Here is a 21782-nt window from a genome sequence, read left to right on the forward strand (position 1 = left end):
AATGAGAGGCGACTTTAATTACGGCCAATGCTCGGTAAGCAAACCCAAATTCTGCCCGATGAATAGATCGATGCCGTGCGAGGCGAACCGATCCGCCAACTCGTCCGCATACGTCCAATCGTAATCGGCATCGTTATTCGGATTCCCTCCGTTCGGAAGCGTCTGCGCGGTAAAGTCCGGCGCATGCCCTACGATAATAGGATTGACCAACTGGATGTTTGCCCGCTTTAACGCATCGAAGCCGTTTTCCGTCAGCCGCGAGAAATCGTACAAGTCGCCCGCCGACAGCGTCGATACGCGATGAGGCAAAATTTCCGAAAACCAGTACGCTTCCCGGATTTGGGCGTCGTCGTTAAAGCCCGAAGTAATGTTGATTTTCAAATACCTGGCCTTGGACGGCGTCCAATCGAAGTATGAACGTTTATCTGCCGCCAGATCGACCGTTCGGTGAACCTCGTACGAGACGTCGTCCAGCGAAGTTTCGATCGTAAAGCTCCGGGGGCCGTGCCCGACGTTCGGGTAAAGCTCGAGCGCTCCTACGTACTGCGCGCTGCCCAGGTCGAACTTGATCCACTGGGGCGATGAGAGAGAGGGGGGCGCATCGGCCGCCCATCCGTTATCGGCGTTTCCGTAGACGTTATCCGAAGCCTTGGCGGGCTCGTAGCCGGAACGAAACGAGGATGCCGTGGCTTGGTCGATCTGTAAATCCATATTGCTGGCATCTGCGGAAAACCCGCTCCAGATGACCGAAGCGGCAAGCAATCCGCCCGCTGCGATCGCCTTCCGTATTTTCATATCGCTGCCTCCTAGGTCAGAATTCAGAATTCGACTATTCGGTTTGGCTTGACTTGGTATGCGCCCGTACCTCGCGATCTTCCGATTCGGTCCACAAGCGCTTGCTCTTCTGGGTTAATCTATACTCGTTGGGCGTTAACCCCGTCTTCTTCTTGAAAACGGTGAAAAAATAGCTTTTGGACTGGAAGCCGGACTTCTCGGCAATGTCGGGGATCGCGGATTTCGTATGGAGCAGCAGTTCCATCGCGAAGCGAAGACGCTCCTCCAAAATAAAGTCTGCAAGCGTGATGCCGTGTACTTCTTTAAACACCGATCTCACGTAGCTGTAAGAGAGCGACAAATGACTGGCGATCTGCTCTTGGGTAAGCATCGGATCGTTCAAATGGTCTTTGGCGTATTGCGCGATTTCCGAAGCCAATTCGTTCTTGCGGCCGTTGCCGACCGGTACGTTGATCTTGTCCGAGACCTCTTGAATCAGCTTTTCCAGCCATGTCCGATATTGTTGCAGCGTATCGAAGCTTTCCAGCAGCAGCAGGATGTTGTGCTCGTTCTGAACGGCTTTTAATTTGCTGAACGCTTTGAACAGGGAGTAAGTGATGAAAATCAATTGCAGCTTCAGCTTCTCGTGCGTAAGGTTTTGAAGCTGAAGGAACAACCGTTCCAGGCTGGCGGAGACGTCCTCCGTCTTCCCTAGTCGGACCGCGTCGATAATTTTATCAAGTAGCATCTCCGAAGCCGGAGGAGGGTAGGTTTCCGCGAACAGCCGTAAATCGTCGGGCATGTACACTTTGTCTTCGCCGCTTACGAACTTTAGCATCGTCAGCTCCATAACGTTGTCGTACAGCTTTCTTAAATCGTCGTCCGCGCGAACGGCCCTGCTGCTGGCCGCCACGTTGGATATTTGCAGCCAAACTTCGATCTGCTCGCCGACGCGTTCGATCACCGGAATATAATCGAACTCGGTTTCTTCCTGGCGGCCGATCAGCAAGACCAGATGATCGGTGCCGAGATCGACGCTCTCCATCTCCCAGCCTTCGTTGCGAATAATTTCCGACGCGATGTTGCCCATTGCGAATTTCAGCAGCTTTCTGGAATAAAAGTTATACCGTTCGCATAAGGCGTGATACGATTCCATCCGGATAACGGCAAGGTAGAGATAGGGACATTGCGCAAGCCGGCTTTCGTTATCGATCGTCTCTCGGATCGACCGGCTCCGCTTTCCTTGGAGAATCCATTGGCGCAAATACTCTTCGCGGATAAGATCCCGGTGAGCGGTTCTCTCGTGATTCATCTTGTCGACGCTGTTAAGCAGAAATTCCACCCTGTCCCGAATGTAATGGATCTCCCCTCCGGACGAGTATTCGTCGCTCCTCGGCTTGTCGGAATGCTTATCCATTCGTCCTTGAATGAGCTTGTATAGCTTGGCGATCGGACGATACGTCCTCGTCGCGTTCCACGCCGCGATAAGAACGAGCAGCAGCAGCAAGCCGGAGAAATTCAAGACGATTTTATCGTTAAACAAATCGATATGCCCCCGGAGCGTCTGCAGTCGATTGTACGAATGAAACGTCCATTCCTGTGACGACAATGCCGCGGCGTTCGCCTTCCATTCTTCTCCGTGCGGAAATTCATCGTTCCCGATCACGACAACGCCATTCTCGTCCGTTACGTAATTGATCGTATTGGGCAAATTGTTGGTTAACAATCGCTCGTGCAGCATTTCTTTGTTCAGCAGGAGCACGAGGTAGCCGTAATAATCGATGCGCGAAGGCGTTGAAGGATAGATAAGCGCAAGATAGGATTCCTTGTCTACCGTATGGTTGAAATACCGTAAAAACGGTTGGCGATGATTCTTGATATCGAGCAAAATTTGCTGGTCCTCGAACTGGCTGAAGCGAACTTGACCGACTGCGGAGTCCAGAACCGATTCCGAGCGAAAATTAATCAGGTAGCTCTTGCGAATGAACGGCTGTGTGGTCAAATAAAGCTTCATGGCGTTGTCGGCCACCTGCTGCGCTTCAATATCCTGCTGCTTGGCCATTAGCCAATTCTGGATGCGCTGATCCTCGTAGATGTTGATTCCGAACACTTTGAGATTCGTCAAGAAAAAATCCATATTGTTGGCGGTTTGAACGACTTTATCTTGATTAAACCGGTTGATCTCGTCGGAAGCGAACTCCGTGAATTGACGAGACAATAGAAGCGTAAACGGAATCATGGCGATCGTGATGACGATCAGGATGACCATGACCGATTTGGCGAATCTAAGTCTTGCCGGAAACATGAGAACTCCTCCTTGATCAGGGCTATAGCTCCGGAACGCCTCCGGCGGGAGAAGGGAAACCCGGCGAAGGCGCCGGGATCCCCGTGGAGTGAAGCTTACTGCTTGGAAGCCAAGAAATCGTCAATCTGCTTTTGCAGCTCTTGCTGGATGGCGGCAAGCAAATCTTGCCCCTCTTTGCGAAACTTCTCGAAATAGCCGTCCGGGTCTCCGACCCCGTTAAACAAAATCGAATAATATTTGGACTGGATCGCGTTGAATTGAGAAATTTCGTTCTTCACGGGCTCGCTGTTAAACGAGAAACCGGTCAGAATATCGGGCGTGAAATTGTTACCGTCTTTAATGAAGTCCTTCTTCTTGATCGTTTCCTCTTCGTCCGTATCGGGATACCGCTCGTGCTCCGGGTTCCAAATCATGCTGAACGAAGCCAGCCCATGGGAGTCCGTCACGAGATCCTTGTATTTGTTGTCCCCGATCGCCTGCCAGGACTTCCCTTCGATACCGTGCTCGATCAGGTCGTAATTGTCTTTCTCATTCGCCCAGTTCAGAAATTGGATAGCTCTTTCCTTGTTTTTGCTCACGGCCGGCACGCTGATGAAGTTATCCATTTGAAAATTAATCACGTTCTTGCCCGGAGTGAAATCCATCAGCACGACGTTCTCAAGCGTTCCGCCGGGCGCGTTCTCCTGTACTTTCGCAGGCTGCCAGTAGTCGTATTTGAAGCTTCTGGTGAGCGTGATCGCGCTCTTGCCGGAATGGAACTCGCCCTGCCAGTCTTTGATGGACATGACGTCGGGATGGATGATGCCGTCCTCGTACAGCTTCCTGGCGTCCGTAATCCAGCCCCATATCATCGGATCCTTCTCTTCGAACAGATTGTAGACTTTTCCGTCGTTGTTTTTATAGTAGAGCATCAGACTGTTGCTATTGGCATGAGTAGGGCGGATCGTACCAATGACGTCGTTTTGTCTGTATGCGGCCCAGGCATAGCCTTTCTCGTCGTCGCTGGAGGCCGGGATGATCGGCATGATATCCTTGAATTCCCTTTTCACCGCATAGGCGTACTCAAGCAACTCTTCATACGTGGTAATAGGCGGAAGCGATAATTGCTCTCTTAAATCTTTGCGAATTAGATAGGAATGGCCTTGGACCATGAATATTCCAAGCGGTACGCCCATGATCTTGCCGTCGAATTTGTTGGCGTCCCACATTTGCTGCGGTCTCGTGCTCTTTAAGGTCGGGCCGAACCGCTCGATGAGCTCGTCCAGCGGTTCGTAATATCCGGCGGAGACCATCTGGTTCATGTGCAGCCAAGGCGCGTCGTAGATCAGATCGTAGTTTTCGCCCGCCGCCAAGGTAACCTGCGTTTTCGTGGACAAATCGGACCAAGGGACGTACGTAATATCGATTTTCACGTTTAGCGTGTCCGCGAGCCGTCGTTCGATTTCCTCCTTCACCTCGTCGTAATCGCTTGGCTTTTCGCCGGGCAGCATAATTTTGAGCGTTACGAGGTCAAGTCTTTCGGATTTCTGTTCGCTTACCGCGGCGCTCTCGGGAGACCGTGAAGCATCCGCTTCGGATTGTTGGGCGTCGGTTGGCTTCGTCGACGAGCACCCGCTCAGAATAACTAGGATCAAGACGAGCGCAAGACTGATGGATATCGTTTTTTTGTGTCGCATGTTGCATCCTCCCTTTTTCATTGTATATGTTAAATGTCCCCTTGCACTAGGCAAGTTCGCATGGAGACCGCGGCCCTATCCCTTCACGGCTCCGATCGTCAACCCTTGCACGAAATGCCTCTGCACGTACGGATAGAGCAAGACGATCGGTCCGATCGTCAAGCAGACCGTGGCCAGCTTGACGCCCTCCGTCGGGGGCTGGGAAACGTAGGCGGTGCCGCCGCCGACATAACTTGCCGCGCTGACGCTGGACATCAGTTGGCGAATCATCATCTGAAGGGAATGAAGATCGCGATCGTCGATGAAGAGCAGGGAAAGCCACCAATCGTTCCAAAATTGCAGCGCGTAGAACAAGCCGACGGTAGCCAGCGCAGGAGTGGATATCGGCCATACGATCCGGAAAAAAATGCGGAAATCCCCGACGCCGTCCACAGTTGCCGATTCGTAAATTTCATAAGGGAGATTCCGAAAAAAAGCTACCAGAATGAAGGCATAGAAAGGATTCAGCAGGTAAGGCAGAATCATCGCCCAGATCGAATCCTTCAAATGAAGCCAGCTGACCATCAGCATATAGAAACCGACGAGCCCGGCTCCAAAAATCATCGTGAAATAAGTCAGAAACGACAGCACGTTCCGGTACTTGACCCTTCTATGCGACAGAACGTAAGCATAGGTGGATGTTAGCAGCAAGGCGGAAGCCGTGCCGACGACCGTCACGAAGACGGTCACTCCGTAGCTCTTCGCCACCTGCTTCCCGGCAAGAACGAACCGGTAAGCGTCCAGGTGGAAGGAATCGATCCATAGCTTGTATCCTTCCGTCTGCAGGACGGATTCCTCCGCGAACGAATTCAGGAAGACGAGCCAGAACGGAATCAAGCAGGCGAGCGCGAACGCGATAATGATCGCGTAAACCGCGATAGCAAGCAGCCGGTCCCCCGTCGTTGGTTTGGTTTTAAGCGCAGCGGTCATGTAGAACATTCCCTTCCAATCGGGGCCTCTAGGCGGATTTAATATAAAGTGGCATCGCGGTCCACTTTCCTGGCGAGCCAGTTAAATAGCAGGATGGCGCACAGACCGAGAAAAGATTGATAAAGCACGATGGCGGACGACATGCTGAAATCTCCCAATTGTCGCAACGCCCGATAGGAATAAGTATCGATAACGTCCGTCGTCGGATAGAGCATTCCGTTGTCCCCGATAATTCCGTAAATCATGCCGAAATCCCCGTAGAAAATTCTGCCGATCCCGAGCAGCGCCAGTACGATCACGACGGAACGGAGCTGAGGAATCGTAATGTGGAGGATCTGCCGGTACCGGGAAGCGCCGTCGATCGTGGCGCTCTCATAGATTTCCGAGGAAATACCCGTAATCGCGGCCAGAAAGATGATGGAGTAGTACCCGGAAAATTTCCATACGTAGATCAGCGTCAGAAGAAGCGGCCATATTCCGGGAGTCTGGTACCAATTGACCGGATCCGCCTTCACCGCCTCCAACGCCCGGTTCAGAACGCCGTCGGTATGGAACATCGCATACGTCATGAAACTCACGACCAACCATGAAATAAAGTAGGGAAGAAAAATGAAAGATTGGGAGACCGTCTTGATTGCGGCTCGCCGGATTTCGTTTAACAGCAGCGCCACGAGCAAAGCGAATCCCAATCCGAAGACAAGAAATAGCAGATTGAGATAGATCGTGTTGAAGGTAACGAGCTTCCAATCCTCTCCCCCGAAAAAAAACTTGAAATTAGTGAAACCGACCCACTTGCTCCCCCAGATTCCATCCCTGAGCTTGTAGTCCTTAAAAGCCAGAAGATGTCCGAATAACGGCAAATAGGCAAAAACGAACAAAAAAATCATGCCCGGCAAACCGAGCGCGTACAAAGAACGATTCGTCCTCAATTCTTTGATCAAGCCGTGCATCTCGCTGCTCCTTTCCCGCGTCGGCATCGCTAATCGGTTTCCCCGCCGGCCGCTCTTGATCTTAACGGTAGACGATGCCGAATCCCGCGTATAGTTCTCGATCTGCTAAAACGGTTGGATTTTTAACTATCGGTACGCAATCGAACCGGATTCTCGGGATTTGCGCCTTGGAGATGATGCACGTGTCAGGCGTATTCGCAAAAACGAGCCTGCCCTCAAGGGCGCGGCTCGTTTATTCGAATAACGTGTGGTGGGACAAGAGGGAGTTGTGGGTATTGGAGGGCTGCGCGAATATTTTCGGTTCAACGCAAATTCGCGAACACGCGCTTCATATCGATATCGATGCAGGAGAACAAGGGAGAAGCCACTTTGCTCGGAGCATGAGCATCATACGTTTCTACGAGCTGCAGCTTGCCGCCTGCATCGAGAATAAACTGGCCCAACGTCAGATGAACCGGATCGACGATCCAGTATTCCTTCAGCCCGAAGCGCTCGTATTGGCGCTTTTTTCTTATTTTGTCGTTGTGGCTGGTAGAGGGAGATAAAATTTCGACGACCAGATCGGGAATACCTTCGATCCGTTTTGCCGCTCCTGCTTCTTTAACTTATCCTCTTTGCGTTTGTTCGACATCGTTCCCCCGCCTTTACCGAATCTTGTTTCCAGTTTATCATGATCTCGCGCCCCGGCAAATGACAACGAAATGATCATTTGAGACACATATACGATTTGCCTGAGCATTTTCTTCTTGCTAATAACCCCCTAATATTAAACTCATAAAAGGCCAAGAGAAAGGAGATGGATCGGATGAGCGAGGATTTGCGGTTGACGGATGAATCGATCGAACAAACGATAGCCGGATCGGTCGTCTACCCGCCGGGCGGAACGTACGGACCGCTTCGCTATCGGGAGATCCAGCTGGTTCTTCTGCACTCGGGGTCGATGGAGGTGGAGGTCGACGGCGCTGCGTACAAGGTGCATCCGGGACAGCTCTTGCTGCTGCTGCCGGAAGAAAACGTCTATATCGCGTTCGACAGGTCGGGAAAGTCACGGCATCGCTGGATCACATTGAGTTTGAGAGAGTACGAAGCCGATTTGCAGCATCAATTACACGCCATGCCCCGCACCATTCCGATCTCGGAGCCGATGAATCGGCTTGTCGATCTATCGGTGATGCAGCGGCAAACGGATCTACCCGAATACCGCAGCGTGGCGAACGCGCTTGGGCTTGCGGCCATTCGGCTGTACGCGGCGGAGAGCGCGCGCAATGATGCGCTTATCGCCAATCCCGTCATTGGGAAGGTCAAATCGTTTATCCACGAACACTACGCCATCCCTTTATCTATGAAGGAAATCGCCGATCACGCCAACGTCTCGGCCAGCCATCTCGTGCGACTCTTCAAGCAAGCCGAACAAACGACGCCCATTCAGTATTTATGGGATTACCGCGTGGAGCATAGCCTCGTCTTGTTGCGTACGACCGGTCTGTCCGTCGGAGAGATCGCCGAGCAGTGCGGCTTCAAGTCGAGATACCACTACTCCAGATCGGTGAAACGCTATACCGGAAAATCCGCCAGCGAGATCAGAGCGTTGCATTGGCAATCGCGATAAGGAGGAACGAAATATGACTGCAGCCTTCAAAGAAGAATTCGAGAATCAGGGTTACGTAATTCTGAAGGGGCTCTACACGACTGAGGAAGCCCATCGCTTGAAAGAGGAAGCAGCGGCGATTCTAGCGAGACACGACGTTCATCAATCGGGCGTGTTCCTTGGGCTGACCGCCGAAAGTCCGCTGTTCAAGGAAGCGGCGAGAACGCCCCGATTGGCGCAAGCGTTAAAAGAGATCGTCGGGGATTCGGTCGTGTTCTTGAGCGACAAGCTGGTCTTCAAAAACGCCAGCACCGATTTCGGATCGCCTTGGCACCAGGACTATTCGTATTGGCGCGGCAGCCACAAGCTCTCGGTCTGGATCGCGCTCGACGACGCCAATCCGGCGAACGGCTGTTTAAGGATCGTTCCCGGTTCGCATTTGTCGACTGCCAGCCATGACGGCCAAGTAACGGACGATCTGGGATTCGTGCATCGTCTGGACGAGAAAGACATCGATCCGTCGCAAATTGTGGATTTGCCGGCCTCCAAGGGTGACGCCATCGTGTTCCACGATCTGCTGCTCCATGCCTCCTACCCGAATACGTCGGGCGCCGATCGCTGGGCTTTGATCTCCACCTACAAAGACGGAACACAGCCGGACCCCGATTATTCGTGGGCGAAAGCCGCCTTCGCTTTGTGAGTCCCTAATCCGCGATCGATAAGATGAAAACACCGCCAGCCCTCCCGAAACGGGATGCGGCGGCGGTGTTTGACATTATGGCTCGTTGTAGACTTCGACTTCTCCCAGCTGAAGAACATAATGCCCGTTATTGTCCGGGCGCAGCCCCGATGCGGAAATTCGGATTTTATTCGTTGTATCGGAGTACCCCCAAGTATAGGAGATCGCCGCGCTGGAAGCAGGCTGGGATTCGTTGGTTCGGGATACCCGGTCCTGCCAATTCGCTCCGTCCCACACTTGAATCTTGAAATCCTTCGGGTAGCCGTAAGGCTCGGTACGTCCGACAAGGACGACCTCGTTAAACACGACCGGCGATCCCATATCGATCACGATCCATTCGGCATGGTCGCTCGTTATTCCCGTCTGCGTCGAAAAATTGGTCGATCTGTTCCCGTCCGTAAGTCTGCTTTTCGGCCACCCCGAATACTCGCTGCTTACCGTGACAGCGGCATGAACTGCCAGATTCGCAGGGGCTAATGGCAAAGCGTACAATCGGCCTTCTCCCGGAGCAAATGCGGCCGACATCGCGCCTGTAGCCGGATTGTAATTCGTGGCGACTTCGCCTCCCGTCGTTTTGGAGATTTCCGTTACCGCACTCGGTTTAGGCGAAAGCGTAAACGACACCGTTCTCGAATTGACGGTATCCCGGTTAGTCACCATGACATATCGGCGTCCGTCGGCATCCGTCGAGTATCCGATCACTAACGGATCCGCAAGATTAGACGGCTGAAGGAAAAAGCTCGAAGGCAGCGCGGTCGTGCCCGCAGGCAGCGTTCCGGTATGATATACGGCCTGGGAGGTCAGCGATAATAGCTTAGGTCCAAGCTTCAACACCTCCGCGTTAATATTTTGCGCATACGTATACGAAGCGTTCTTGGTCCCGTTCGGCAGCAGAATGCCGTCATGGAACGGTTCTCCTTGTCCGGACGGAGTCTCGTAAGTGAAGTAATTGATTCCTTTAGCCCCGTAGGCGAGGCTGGTATATACTTGGTACCTCATTTCTCCTTCTGAAGGCGCCCTAAGCATTCCCGTAATTCCTACCGCTTGAATATAGGTCCAAAAATCGATCGATGCCGCCAGGGATTGCCTGCGGATGATTTCCATATTCGAATAATAATCGGCGCTAATCCCGCCGCTTACGCCGAACGGATAATGATCGTACATCATGAAATCGGGGCCTTTGCTAGCCCAACGGTAGACGTAATCTTCATAGGAAAAAGCGGTCAGGTTCTGATTAAGGGTGAACCAGAAGTCGCCGTTCGAGGGACTGCCCGCCACGTAAGCCGTACCGTCTTTCTCCCATTCCGTTCCGCTCGTCGACTTCACGACCCAACCGACGGAATTGTCTCCTCCGCCCCCATGAGTAAGCTCCCAGTAATAGGACGTATTCGGGCTTACGGTCGCATTCAAAGTAAACTGCGGATAATTCGTGCTCGCTCCCGATAGCGTCTGCTGCGCGATCAACGTCGTTTTGGCGGGAGAATTCCACAGCTTCAGAGTCAGAGGCTCGTTCGTCCCCCATTGATTCTTGTCGATATACAACTGAACCGTCGATATCATTGTCGTCTTCGAATTGGTTTTAAAAGACTGTCCTACGGACTGGGTCGGATTTACGAATACGCCTGTCTGTCCGCCGAAACCGAGGTTGCCCGCATAGGTCGGTAACAAGTTCACATAGGTCAGGTGATCCGGATCCGCCGCCCTGATTTTCTCGATCGTGCTTTGCAAACCGACCATCTTCTCCGCGGAAGGCTCATCGACAAGATGATAGCCCAGGAAAGCTCCGTTCGTTTTGTAGTGATTGGTAATTTCGGCGATATCAGCCGCATACGGCTCGGCGCCTCCGATAAACATGCTCCGGGCGTAATGGAGATTAAACCATAAATCATGCCCTGCCTGGGCAACTCCGTCCCGATAAGCCGTTCCTCCGCTATACGCGTCGGAAGTATGATAGATCACGTAGCTTTGAGCCAATGGCCCATCGGCGGTCAGTTCCATGTAATACGTAGTATTCGGAGTAAGCCATTTATAAAAATAAAAGGTAGGATGAATCGTACCTGCAGGTCCGGTTATCGATGAACTCCCAATCAGAGTCGTCTTGCTTGGCGAATCGTAAAGTTTTAATGTCATCTTCTGACCGCTAACCGGCAAATTTTCATCCATGAACAGCTCGATGGTATCGATTGCGATATCCGGAGTATACGGAGTCGTGAACGTTTGCCCGTATGAATGGCCGTAGTCGAGAAAATCTCCTCCGTCGCCGAGGTTTTGCAATTCGTTAAATTTGTACGAATCCAGTCGTTCTTCCTGCACGACGCACTTTAAACCGTTAGCGGCACACTGCGCCAATGCGGCGTCATTAAGGGTTTGGTTAATAACGCCATTCGTTAAGAGAACATAGGTCGCATTCATGTCCTTGATCTGTTTGTAATTTTCGAACGTCGTATCCTGAGGACTCGGCGACCAGAAGATCCCGATCGGGAACGGGGCGACCTTCGGATCGGGTATCGCCGCTTGGACCGAAGAAACGGTAGAGAAAACGAAAATTGCCGCCAATAGGCCTAGAAGGAAAGGTGCCTTTTTTTTCATGAAATGACCTCCTCTAATTGAGAGCGCTTTCCAGATTCGGTTCACGCTCTTCTTTAACCAGAATAGGACAACCGCTTCATCGGATATAGGAATATTTTTACCGGATTTATTGGACTTTTTTGCCGATCAAGTCGCGGGACGACGAACAGGAGCTGGCCCAAAAGTAACAATGGGCAGCCCCTGCGATCCGTTCCCGCTCAATCGGACTATTCCAGATCCGGAACGGTTTGCAAGTTGTTCGTTCTTTCCTCCGAAATCTCGTCGTAGCCGAGCTTTCTTTCCGTTTCCTGCCATTTGGCGATAATGCTTCGGATTTCCTCCTCGGATTTCGCCAGCACGCCGGACACGACCATGTCCTTCCACCGCGTCGCATAACCTGCGCCCTTCTTCAGTTCGATCGGTCCGGGGAGAACGTATGGAGCTTTGTCCGTGATGTACGAATAGACCGGCTCTCCTTGGACGTAGCCCATGTTTTTCAAGGTTTCGATGACGTCCGCCCTTTTGTCGTACGCGGTCGGTGCGTAGTATTTCGCTTGCAGGTTGTAGTTCGGCGTCGGGCTGTAGTACCAAATTCCTTCAGGGATTTTCTCTCCGATATTTCCTTGGAACTTATCGATAGCCGCCTGCGTCTCGACAATCTTATTGTCGGCATCATATTCCCAATCGACGCCTTCCTGTCCGAAAGTCGTGAGCTTCCAGCCTTCCTCCCCCATCGTGTATTCCATATACTTGATGAAGGCATTCAAGTTTTCTTCGCTGATGCTCTTCTTGATGATCCAGTACGAGTTGACTCCCAACATCGCTTTCTTAACAAACGCCGGATCTAACGATGGATTCGTTTTGCTGCTGAACACGGTCGTTCCGACGAACAGCCCCTTGGGATCCACGCTCGCCAAGCTGTCGTTCACCGTCATGACATGCGTGCCCCAAGTTCCGAACAATCCCACGCGGCCGCTGGACGCCTTCTCGATATATTGTCCGTACTTCATCGTCAAGCTTTCCTTGTCGATCAAGCCCTCTTTGAAGAGCGAATTGTAATACGCGATGAATTCATACAGATTATCCGTGAAGACCATGTCGTGCCGTTTGACCTTGCCGTCGCTCTTATCCGTAAACCAGTCGTTTAATCCGACCGTTACGTTGCCGGAGCCTGCGTAAGAGTATTCCGGATTGTCGAACATGTATTTGTTGTTCCAGAACATCTCTCCGAAATCGATCGAAGGGATGACCTTCTGTCCGTCGGGCAGCTTAATGTTATCTCTGAATGCGATTAGCGTATCCCGCAATTCATCTGTGGTTTTGGGCAAAGGGAGTCCCAACTGATCCAGCCAATCCTTGCGAATGAGCGGCGCCGTTGCAGGCTTGGTTCCGATAGGGGACTCGAAGTTTTGGGGCGCGCGGAACAGCTTCCCGGTTTCGACGTCCGAGCTGATCGGCAGAAGCTGACTCACTTGCGCTTTGTAATTCGGCATCCGATCCAAAATTTCGTTCCAGTCCAGCAGAATGTCGTTCCTTCCCAGCGAATCGATCGTTTGGGCAGCCAGCGTAGAGCTTGTCGTCATTAAAATATCGGGCATGTCCGCCGCTTTGGTAGCCGCCCACAGCTGAAGCTTCTTGTCTGCTTCGTCGGAGCTTCCCGTCTTCAGGACGTTGAGCTTGACCTTAAATCCGAGCGCCTTCTCGAGCTCAGGCCCGATTCTGTCCCGGGCTTCGTCGACCGTCGCCCATCCCCAGTTAAAAGAGGAAACGGTAAGCTCCGAAGGAAGAGCTTCTTTCGAGGGCTCCGCCGATGCGGTCTCCTGCTGCGCCGGAGAAGACGCCGCGGGAGCGGATTCTTTCGCCCCGTCGTTCGTCTTGGCGCAGCCGGCCAGAATGCTGGAAGTCGCCAGCGCGAGCGTAGCCAGTGAAACGATCATCTTCTTTTTCATCGTCATGCTAACCTCTCCCTATAATTTCATTATATATAAATACCGTTAGGTACTCATACCGCCTGTCCGATTAACCTTTGACCGAACCTAGCATCATGCCTTTGACAAAGTACTTCTGAAGAAAAGGATAGACGACGATAACCGGAACCGTCGTGATGACCAGCATGGCCATTTTGACCGATTCTGCCGTGACGGTCGCTTTGAAGCCGGAGTCCATCTTGGAAATCGAGGCGATGTTGGACGCTTCGTTGGTTTGAATGATTTTCAGAAGCACGTTCTGGGCGGTCCATAGGTCTTCGCTCGTCATATAGGTAAATCCGGAAAACCAGTCGTTCCAATGGAATACGCCGATAAACAGCGCGACCGTCGCCAGCACCGGCGTGCTTAGCGGCATGACGATTCGCCAGAAAAGCGAGAAATCGCTCGCCCCGTCGATGACGGCGGATTCTTCCAATGCGGCCGGCAGCTCGTTCAAAAAGGTACGAAGGATCAAAATATGGAAAGTGGCGAGCAAATGCGGCAAAACGTAAACCATCACGTTGTTGACCAGGCCCAGCATATCCATCACGACGTAAGTCGGGATGATGCCGCCGGAGAAGTACATCGGAATCAGCATCCACCAGGTCAGAAATTTTCGGAATACGAAGTGTTTCTTGGTTAACGCGAAAGCGAACATCGCGGTCAGAATCAAATGTAGAGCGGACCCGACTATGACCCGAAACAACGTAATTTGGTAAGCGTTTAACAGCTCCGACGTCTTAAAGATCGCTTTATAATTTTCGAAGGAGAAGGATCTTACCCACAGGTACAGCCCTCCCCGCTGCGCATCCAGCGGATCGTTAAGGGATACGATCAAGACGTAGTAGAACGGATAGATGCAGACTAACGTGAAGATCAACATGAGGATTCCGTTGATCGCGGCGAACGCGTCGAATTTTCGTTTCTTCTTCATACCCTACCTCCGAAATCAGATGATGGAATCGCTCTTGGCGGCTTTCGCCAAATAATTGCAGACGATGAACAAGGCCAGACCGATAAAGGCTTGGAAGATGCCCATAGCCGTTCCGATCGAATACCCCATTAACCCCATGTCCTTCAAATATCGAAGAACGAGCGTATCCAGAATTTCGGCCTGCTGCTGAACGGTTACGTTCGACATCGTCCACATTTGATCCTGACCCGCCTTTAACAGGTTCGAGGCGTTCAGAATAAACATGAGCACGATTGTGTTTCGGATGCCCGGAAGAGAGATATGCCAGATTTGGCGGAACCGGCTGGCTCCGTCCACCTTGGCCGCCTCGTACTGCTGAACGTCGATCGCAGACAAGGACGCGATAAAGATAATCGCGCTGAACCCCATGTTTTTCCATGCCTCGGTAAATAGAATGATCGGATAAAATGCGTTCTTATCGGCCATGAAGTAAAACGGCTCTTTCAAAATCCCGAGGGACACGAGCAGATCGTTGACGACTCCGCCGTCGATGGAAAAGAGCTTATACCAGATCCCCGCCGCGATGACCCAAGAGACGAAATACGGCAAATACGAGGTCGTTTGAACGAATTTCCGGAACCATCCCGTGCCGATTTCGTTGATCAAAAGAGCAAAGATGACTGTTGCAGGGAAGAGCAGGATCATTTTCATTGCACTGATCAGGATTGTGTTCCGGAGTGCGTTATTAAAATCGGGCATATCGAATAACGTCCTGAAATTATCGAATCCGACGAAGTCGCTTCGGAACACGCCTTTGAAGACGTCGAAGTCCTGAAAAGAAATGACGACGCCGTACATCGGCAAATAGGAAAACACGAGAAAGAACAGAAATCCGGGTAACGCGAACGCGATCAACCATTTTTGACGATAAAGCTTGTTCATGCCTTTCACCTGCTTAGCTGTAAAATAGATCTCTCAAATTAATGAAAGCGCTTTCTTTATGGGCTGAGCAGAATCGGCCGTTCCGCGCTTGGCCTTGGCTTTCCAATGCGCCGCACGTGACGGACTCGACCTCTCGCCGATAACGCCTTGCTTATATTTCTACTTTAACGCATCGGACTACCGCTTATCTTGCACGAATCTTACGCGTTTTTTGGACTTTTTTTACTCTTCGTCCGCCATTCGCTCGGCGTCGTTCCCGTCGTCCTCTTAAACACCCGGTTGAAATACTGTTGGTCGGAAAACCCGAGTCCGTGAGCGATGTCCGCAATCTCCAACGCCCCGTTCTCGAGCAGCTCTTTCGCCTTATCAATTTTGAGCCCGGTCACGTATTTAACGAAGCCCTGATTCATAGCGGCCTTAAAGACGCGCGACAGGTATGAGGGGTTAATGGAGAATTTATCGGATACCGTCTGCAGCGTAATCTCTTCTTCAATATTTCTGGACACGTAAGCGACGATTTGATCGATAACCGAAGAATTTAAGGCAGGGTTTCGAAGTTCGCCCCCTTTCGTTCCGGGAGCGGAGCGAAACACTCTCTCGATTATCGTCTCGATCAGCTTCAAGATCGCGCCGCGATCCTCAAGTTCATCCAAGACTCTCCCCGATAGAACGTCCGGTTCGATCCGATCGATAAAATCGTAATCGTGCTTCAAACAAAACCGGATCACCAAATTGACGTACTCGTTAAACAGGTAGTCTATTGAAATCTCTTCCCGGCATTCGGCTAGAGCACGGACGAATACATCCTCCGCGGTATGACGAAGAAGGACGATCGCTTTCGCAAGGCTTTTGTTTTCCAGGCTTTGTTCGGCCAGCTTGAATTTAAGCGCGAGCGATTGCGAAGCGCGATTGCTGCGAACCTCGTTAGCGGCATACGGGAAGATTCGGTCCGTCCCGGAGCAGAATCGGTTCTTCAGCGCCACCGCAGCTTGCCGATAAGCCATCCTCGGATCGCCGCAAGGTCGGCTGACGCCGATCGTAACCGCCAAGCCGTGCCGATCGTGCAGCAACGCGCGAAGCCGATGCGCTTCCCTGGCCGCCGTGTCGGCGAGCCGATTTTCGTCCTCGCCGCCGAATAGGATAATGAACGTACCCTTGCCGAAGTAATTTTCCATCATCCAGCCGTTTCCCGCTTCATCGTCGAATCGTTCTCGTAATTCTCTGAAGAGTTCGCCATCGGCTGATCGTTCGCCGCCATGGAGCTTAACCGAAGCAATGAGATAGAAGCCATGCCTGAGAATCGCAATATGCCGTTCCGCTTCCCTCTTCTCGGCCTCCTCTTCCCGTCGATCGGTCAACAGATGGTAGATTTCCTTTTCCAGCGCCATGCGACGATTTTCCCGGCTGACCGCTTCGATCCGCTCGCTCTCTTCCTTCGCCTGACCGGATGCCGCGATCGCGTCCCGCATGGCCTCCACCACGGGAATGAGATCTTGGGCTTTGACGGGCTTGAGCACGTAATCCGTCACCCCGTGCTTCATCGCTTTGACGGCGTAATCGAAATCGGCATAACCGCTGGTCACGATAAACCGGATGTCCGGATATTTTTCCTTCACCGCCTCGATCAATTCCAAGCCGTTCATGACGGGCATCCGGATATCGGTCAGGATCACGTCCGGAAGTTCGCCGCCTTCGATCAACTCCAGAGCTTCCCTTCCGTTGCCCGCCGTTAAGACGATTTCGAACGAAACAGAGCTGCTCTGCAGCAAATAAACGATTTTGTCCTTGCTCAATTCTTCGTCGTCTACGACCATGACCTTCATCTGGATGCACCTCATTTCATTTTGCGACCGGTAATGACGACTGTTGTCCCGCTTCCCTTGGCGCTTTCGATCGAGATGCCATAATCGGCGCCGAATAACAGTTTATACCTCATGTTCACGTTTTTCAGTCCTACGCCCCCGCGAGGCTCGGAATAGGGCAAGGCAGCTTCTCCCTCGATATCTTGCATAATTTTGCGTAGCATAGGCTGCTCGATCCCGATTCCATTGTCCGACACTTCCAGTACGATCGCATTTTCCGTTTCGTAGGCTCTTATCCGAATGACGTAGGCCATGGACATTTCGTTAAACGCGTGCTTGATCGCGTTCTCGACGACAGGCTGGAGCGTGAACCGAATCGTCCGGTATTCCGACACGCCTTCGTCGATCTCATAGATCACGCTTAAACGGCTGCTGTAGCGAACCTGGATAATTTCTAAATAATTTTTTACATGCTGGATTTCGGTTCCGATTTCCACGACGTTGTTGCTCGCGATGTTCATATTGTAGCGGTAAAAATCGGCGAGCTTTTCGACCATTGCATTGATTCTGACATAATCCTGTTTGATGGCCAGCGAGCTGATCGCGTCGAGCGTATTGTACAGAAAGTGCGGATTGATCTGGTCCTGCAAGCTCTTGATCTCGGCTTCGTTGCGCAGCACCTGGTTCTCGAGCACGTTCTTGATCATCAAATTAAAGCTTCGGCTGAGATCGCCGATCTCGTCGTTGCGGTTAATGTCGCTGCGGATCTGGTAGTTCGACTTCTCTATGTTTTTCATCGTCTTGGATAATCTCTTGAGGTCCCGCGTGCTCCTCGTCACGAAGAGATGAACGGCAACAATCAAAATAGCCATCACGATGATTCCCGTCAATATGATGATGATTTTCGAATCGTTGATTTGTTTGTCGACTTTGTTTTGGTTAATCAAAGAGACGACATACCAGCCCGTCGTCGCGGAATTTTTAACGTTGGCGTAATAGCTTGCCCCATTGAGGCGCAGCGTATCGAATTCGGCTAGCCGGCTAATGTCCTTGTCGCTGAATTCAGCGTAAGCCGAGACGTCGGATTTCAGGCTGAAAATCACCTTCCCGTCCTCGGTCGTAATGAGAATATCATCGAACGCTTGGTTGTTGACCCCGTTGAGAAACTGCGAGAACAGATTTTTGTCGGCGCTCAGCACCATAAAGTCTTTCTCTCCGGGCAGGTTGCCCCACAGCTTGATGGCTTGGGAGAATAACGTATTGTTGTCCTTACCCGGCAATAGGGAAAATCCGGGAAGCAGCACCATCGATTGCTCGGAATCGGTGATCTCCCGGTACATGTTCGTATTCAGGGCATTGCGAATATACTTGAAATCCTGACCGTCGTTTAAATCCGTCGTCAGAATTTCCTGCCTGTCGAAGAGGATAACCGACAGCGATTTGTAGCCTTTGAAAAAAATCAGCGAGCGAATGTTATCGTAAAAATGATTGTAAGCCGCATAGCCCTCATAGGTGCCGACGAACTTCTTGTCCGCGATCACGGGGAGGTTGGCATCCTCGGAGAGGATCATCAGCACCTTCTGCATATCGTCGACGTAGCGGTCGATGCTGTTGCTGATCTGCGCGTTCAGGCTCGTAACGTACTGATTGATGTTTTCCTTCGTATACTTCTCCATAAAATGCGATAACAGGGCGCTTAAGGCGGTAATAAATACGATGCCGACGATCGTGTTGAATAAGATAAATTTATTTCGCAAACCAAAAAAGAGGAGTCTCATCCTCTTTTGGAAAGCTTGAACGCGATTCGTTCGTATAAGATAACCCCCTGACGCGGAAGTCGGAGCTTTGAAGTTAGGACGCTGCTCCCATTATATCATCGCCTGTCGAATTTTAGCGTAATTTCGGATTTCCAGTCGAATTGGTCGATCACGACGGCTTGTCGCGATGCGGAATAAGATCCGCCAATGATCGTTGTAGGAGTCGCGCCTTCCGGGTGCGGAAGCCGAATGCTTACAGTATTCGGCTTTCTGTCCGAATGACAGACGACTTTCGCGGTAATCGCTCCTTGCTCCAAATTCGATTCGACGCGCAGCGAGACGGCTCCGAAATAAGTCGCGATTCCGTCCAATTCGATCACGTTGCCGTCCTCCAGCCATTGGCTCGGAATTCCCGGCAGCAAGTTCAACCGCTCCTCCCCGTCTTCCATATAAAGCATCCAACGGGTTTGCATCAGGAACCAGCCTTCCTCGTGCGTCTTGTGCGGGCTGGCGTGCCAGAAGTGCTCCCAGAACGTATACGTCTCCCGGTCCGCCAATCCGGCGAAGCCGTTATAGTAGGCTTTCAGGAACGGCTTGACCTCGCCGCGCTTCAGATGCACCCAAGGATGAATGCTGTAGTAAGGCTGGCTTAGCGCGACGTTGCGAGTACACATCAATTCATGATGATAATTCAACATGAATTCCGCTGCGGCTTCGTCCGGACGAACAACCTCTTGAAAAACGAGGTAGAGCGGGCCGAGAAGGGAATCCCGAGCGGCGACCGAACCGTGCGTCAGCCATTTCCCGCCTTCCCCGTTCACAGAAAGCGGTCCTCTGTGCTCCACCCAAGGAGGGACGGTCGGCACCCAGCTTCCGTCGGCCAGCGGAACGACCGGAGAACTCCCCATCGCGGCGAACAAAGCCTGACGGATATCCTCCTTCAGCGCTTGCGCTTCGGCTTCCACTCGTGCAGAACTGTCGGGATCGACGTTCCTCAGCATCTCCGCCAGCCGGCTCATCCCCATATACGCATACCCGTTTAACATGAAGGAACGGAACGGGTCTTCCGGATCCGCCGTCTTCCCTTCCAGCATGCCGTAGCCTTTGCCTCGCAGCTCCTCCGTTTTATTGCGGTCTCTCCACTTCGCCAGATAATCGAACGCCTTTAGCAGGTGGTCCTTTACGTTAAGAATCCAATCTTCGTCTCGGGTATACCGGTAATGCTCTCCGAGGCTCCATAATGCGGCTCCCGTTTCCAGCATATAACCGCCGTAGTTTTGCATCAGACCGTCCTCGTGCTGCTTATCCAAGAAAAATTGCAAGGCCCGCTCCGCAACGCCGTTCCAGCCCATGGACTCCATGAATTGGATAATCGGCGAGCTCTCCGAGCCGATCGCCGTATAGACGCCGATCGTCGGAACGATCGTTCCGCCGGGCTCCAGGCCGTAGGAGACGAGATCGAGATGGAGCAATCCGGCCTTGATCATCTCTTCGATCCGCGGCTCGGGAAGCTTGATCGACGCCGCCCGGGAAAGCTTCTCCTGCCAGAACGCACGGCACTCCGCCCATCTGTCTTCAAAAGACTGCCGGCTTAACCCTTCGGCGCGTTCCTTGGAGATCGGACGGTGAGGCAAATAAAATTCAAACGTGACCGATTCTCCCGGAGGAAGGAGAACGGCCGTCTCCTCCGTTCCAAGCGGCCGTCCGCCCAGCTTGGATACGCAGCAAACCCGGTCCTCCGAGTAGCTGACAAACCCGTTATCTCCGTCGAACTCGTATTGTTTGTCGTCGTTTAAGACGAAAGCGTTGGGAACGACGTTTTTGAACCAGGCGTATCTGGGAACTCGGGCTTTGTTCGTGGCTACCGCCCGGAAGTAGAGCACCGTCTCCTCTTCCCGGTTCATCTCCTGCGGAAGAATCCGTTCCCGCAGCGCCGTCTGCTCTTCCGTCAGCATATGAAAGTGGCCGAAGCCGTCGGCGGCCAAATAATGAGTGCCCCTCAACGTATCGGCATTCAAAGGACTGCTTTCGTAGGAGACGAAGGATACCGTGTCGTAGACTACGTCGTTATCCTGGATTGATGCGTGCAGGATGGGGAGCGATCCGTCTTCGAGCCTGCGGGAGACGCCTTCCACGCAGCCGACGCCTCGACCAAGCATATATCGGTAGCAGACCGGCTTGTCCTCATTCTCCGGCAGCTTCGCTTCGAAGCCGTGAAATCGCGGCTGCACCCAATCCCACAGCCTTTCCTCTCCCCCGACGCCGCGAAACCCGACGCCGAAAATCCGAATATCGCGCGACAACCCGAGCCATGTCTGCGAAGCGAGCTTGCGGGTATGGGCGGCTGCATTCGCGAAGGTTTCCTCCGGCTCGTTCTCTATGCGCTGCAGCTCGGTAACCAGGTTCATCGCCTTAACGTCGAGCTCGATTTGCTCGTATGTCCGATTGTCGTGGGCTTGCGTGACGGCGACTCCGTAAGCGGGAATGTAGATCGGATAGGCCTTGCTCACATCGCGCAGGAAAAAGCTGAACGGGCGCTCCGGCGTATCGATCTTCACCAGAATGGACCGCAAGTCCTTCCCATCCTCCGCTTGCACCGTTACTTCCAGCCGCGCCTGACTTCCGTCGGTAGAGAAGCAAGCTCCCTCGGACTTGCCGCTCCCCCTCATGATTGCGGCGCTTATTATTCCGGCGGTCGTCGAGACGCTCCCTCGAATCGGCCCCTTCCTCCACTCCACCGCGATTTTCGTATTCATTTATATCCAGTCCCCTTTATGTCGTAATCGAAAGAATGAACGGCCGCGCTTCACCACGCGCCTGAAAGCGTTCACA

The 21782-nt window shown here is 52.4% G+C and carries 15 protein-coding genes; 2 read left to right on the top strand and 13 right to left on the bottom strand.

The window, feature by feature from the left end:
• Positions 1-18: 18 nt before the first annotated feature.
• The 6 genes from DFP98_RS25185 to DFP98_RS25210 all read right to left on the bottom strand — a co-directional run bounded on the left by DFP98_RS25185 (position 19) and on the right by DFP98_RS25210 (position 7252).
• On the bottom strand, positions 19-795 hold the full coding sequence (locus tag DFP98_RS25185; protein WP_116063389.1) for a discoidin domain-containing protein: 777 nt from the start codon (positions 793-795) through the stop codon (positions 19-21).
• A 34-nt stretch (positions 796-829) separates the two neighbouring features.
• Positions 830-3079, bottom strand: a complete 2250-nt coding sequence (locus DFP98_RS25190) for a helix-turn-helix transcriptional regulator (protein WP_116063390.1) — start codon at positions 3077-3079, stop codon at positions 830-832.
• A 95-nt stretch (positions 3080-3174) separates the two neighbouring features.
• A complete protein-coding gene (locus DFP98_RS25195) occupies positions 3175-4755 on the bottom strand; it encodes an extracellular solute-binding protein (RefSeq protein ID WP_116063391.1) in 1581 nt (526 codons plus the stop codon).
• Between the two features lie 75 nt (positions 4756-4830).
• The gene (locus DFP98_RS25200; RefSeq protein WP_116063392.1) at positions 4831-5724 is read right to left on the bottom strand and encodes a carbohydrate ABC transporter permease; all 894 of its coding nucleotides are present in this window, start codon (positions 5722-5724) and stop codon (positions 4831-4833) included.
• 38 nt (positions 5725-5762) lie between these two features.
• Entirely contained in the window at positions 5763-6674 is a 912-nt protein-coding gene (locus DFP98_RS25205) for an ABC transporter permease (protein WP_116063436.1), read from the bottom strand.
• Between the two features lie 302 nt (positions 6675-6976).
• Positions 6977-7252 (bottom strand): Uma2 family endonuclease, encoded by a 276-nt coding sequence (locus tag DFP98_RS25210; RefSeq protein ID WP_116063393.1) that lies wholly within the window; start codon positions 7250-7252, stop codon positions 6977-6979.
• 227 nt (positions 7253-7479) lie between these two features.
• On the opposite strand from DFP98_RS25210, the gene DFP98_RS25220 reads away from it, so the two are divergent.
• Positions 7480-8283: a helix-turn-helix transcriptional regulator gene (locus DFP98_RS25220; protein WP_181917935.1), complete on the top strand. Its 804-nt coding sequence runs from the start codon at positions 7480-7482 to the stop codon at positions 8281-8283.
• A 13-nt stretch (positions 8284-8296) separates the two neighbouring features.
• Complete coding sequence (locus tag DFP98_RS25225) at positions 8297-8962, top strand: phytanoyl-CoA dioxygenase family protein (protein ID WP_116063396.1); 666 nt, start codon at positions 8297-8299, stop codon at positions 8960-8962.
• A 75-nt stretch (positions 8963-9037) separates the two neighbouring features.
• Here the strand turns inward: DFP98_RS25225 and DFP98_RS25230 are convergent, their stop codons facing one another.
• The 7 genes from DFP98_RS25230 to DFP98_RS25260 form a co-directional block, all read right to left on the bottom strand.
• Positions 9038-11590, bottom strand: coding sequence for a discoidin domain-containing protein (locus DFP98_RS25230; RefSeq protein ID WP_116063397.1), 2553 nt, complete (start codon positions 11588-11590; stop codon positions 9038-9040).
• A 206-nt stretch (positions 11591-11796) separates the two neighbouring features.
• Positions 11797-13524, bottom strand: a complete 1728-nt coding sequence (locus DFP98_RS25235) for a type 2 periplasmic-binding domain-containing protein (protein ID WP_116063398.1) — start codon at positions 13522-13524, stop codon at positions 11797-11799.
• A gap of 64 nt (positions 13525-13588) precedes the next feature.
• Positions 13589-14470: a carbohydrate ABC transporter permease gene (locus DFP98_RS25240; protein WP_116063399.1), complete on the bottom strand. Its 882-nt coding sequence runs from the start codon at positions 14468-14470 to the stop codon at positions 13589-13591.
• A 15-nt stretch (positions 14471-14485) separates the two neighbouring features.
• A complete protein-coding gene (locus tag DFP98_RS25245) occupies positions 14486-15391 on the bottom strand; it encodes an ABC transporter permease (protein ID WP_116063400.1) in 906 nt (301 codons plus the stop codon).
• Between the two features lie 200 nt (positions 15392-15591).
• Positions 15592-17214, bottom strand: coding sequence for a response regulator (locus tag DFP98_RS25250; RefSeq protein ID WP_181917936.1), 1623 nt, complete (start codon positions 17212-17214; stop codon positions 15592-15594).
• A gap of 11 nt (positions 17215-17225) precedes the next feature.
• Complete coding sequence (locus DFP98_RS25255) at positions 17226-18971, bottom strand: sensor histidine kinase (RefSeq protein WP_116063402.1); 1746 nt, start codon at positions 18969-18971, stop codon at positions 17226-17228.
• Positions 18972-19066: 95 nt separating this feature from the next.
• On the bottom strand, positions 19067-21706 hold the full coding sequence (locus tag DFP98_RS25260) for a glucosidase family protein (RefSeq protein WP_116063403.1): 2640 nt from the start codon (positions 21704-21706) through the stop codon (positions 19067-19069).
• Positions 21707-21782 lie beyond the last annotated feature (76 nt).

The organism is Cohnella phaseoli (assembly GCF_003386235.1).
GTDB lineage: Bacteria > Bacillota > Bacilli > Paenibacillales > Paenibacillaceae > Cohnella > Cohnella phaseoli.

Coding starts and splice junctions, on each gene's coding strand:
- DFP98_RS25185 (WP_116063389.1), bottom strand. CDS start 795: ATGAAAATACGGAAGGCGATCGCAGCGGGCGGATTGCTTGCCGCTTCG.
- DFP98_RS25190 (WP_116063390.1), bottom strand. CDS start 3,079: ATGTTTCCGGCAAGACTTAGATTCGCCAAATCGGTCATGGTCATCCTG.
- DFP98_RS25195 (WP_116063391.1), bottom strand. CDS start 4,755: ATGCGACACAAAAAAACGATATCCATCAGTCTTGCGCTCGTCTTGATC.
- DFP98_RS25200 (WP_116063392.1), bottom strand. CDS start 5,724: ATGACCGCTGCGCTTAAAACCAAACCAACGACGGGGGACCGGCTGCTT.
- DFP98_RS25205 (WP_116063436.1), bottom strand. CDS start 6,674: ATGCACGGCTTGATCAAAGAATTGAGGACGAATCGTTCTTTGTACGCG.
- DFP98_RS25220 (WP_181917935.1), top strand. CDS start 7,480: ATGAGCGAGGATTTGCGGTTGACGGATGAATCGATCGAACAAACGATA.
- DFP98_RS25225 (WP_116063396.1), top strand. CDS start 8,297: ATGACTGCAGCCTTCAAAGAAGAATTCGAGAATCAGGGTTACGTAATT.
- DFP98_RS25230 (WP_116063397.1), bottom strand. CDS start 11,590: ATGAAAAAAAAGGCACCTTTCCTTCTAGGCCTATTGGCGGCAATTTTC.
- DFP98_RS25235 (WP_116063398.1), bottom strand. CDS start 13,524: ATGACGATGAAAAAGAAGATGATCGTTTCACTGGCTACGCTCGCGCTG.
- DFP98_RS25240 (WP_116063399.1), bottom strand. CDS start 14,470: ATGAAGAAGAAACGAAAATTCGACGCGTTCGCCGCGATCAACGGAATC.
- DFP98_RS25245 (WP_116063400.1), bottom strand. CDS start 15,391: ATGAACAAGCTTTATCGTCAAAAATGGTTGATCGCGTTCGCGTTACCC.
- DFP98_RS25250 (WP_181917936.1), bottom strand. CDS start 17,214: ATGAAGGTCATGGTCGTAGACGACGAAGAATTGAGCAAGGACAAAATC.
- DFP98_RS25255 (WP_116063402.1), bottom strand. CDS start 18,971: ATGAGACTCCTCTTTTTTGGTTTGCGAAATAAATTTATCTTATTCAAC.
- DFP98_RS25260 (WP_116063403.1), bottom strand. CDS start 21,706: ATGAATACGAAAATCGCGGTGGAGTGGAGGAAGGGGCCGATTCGAGGG.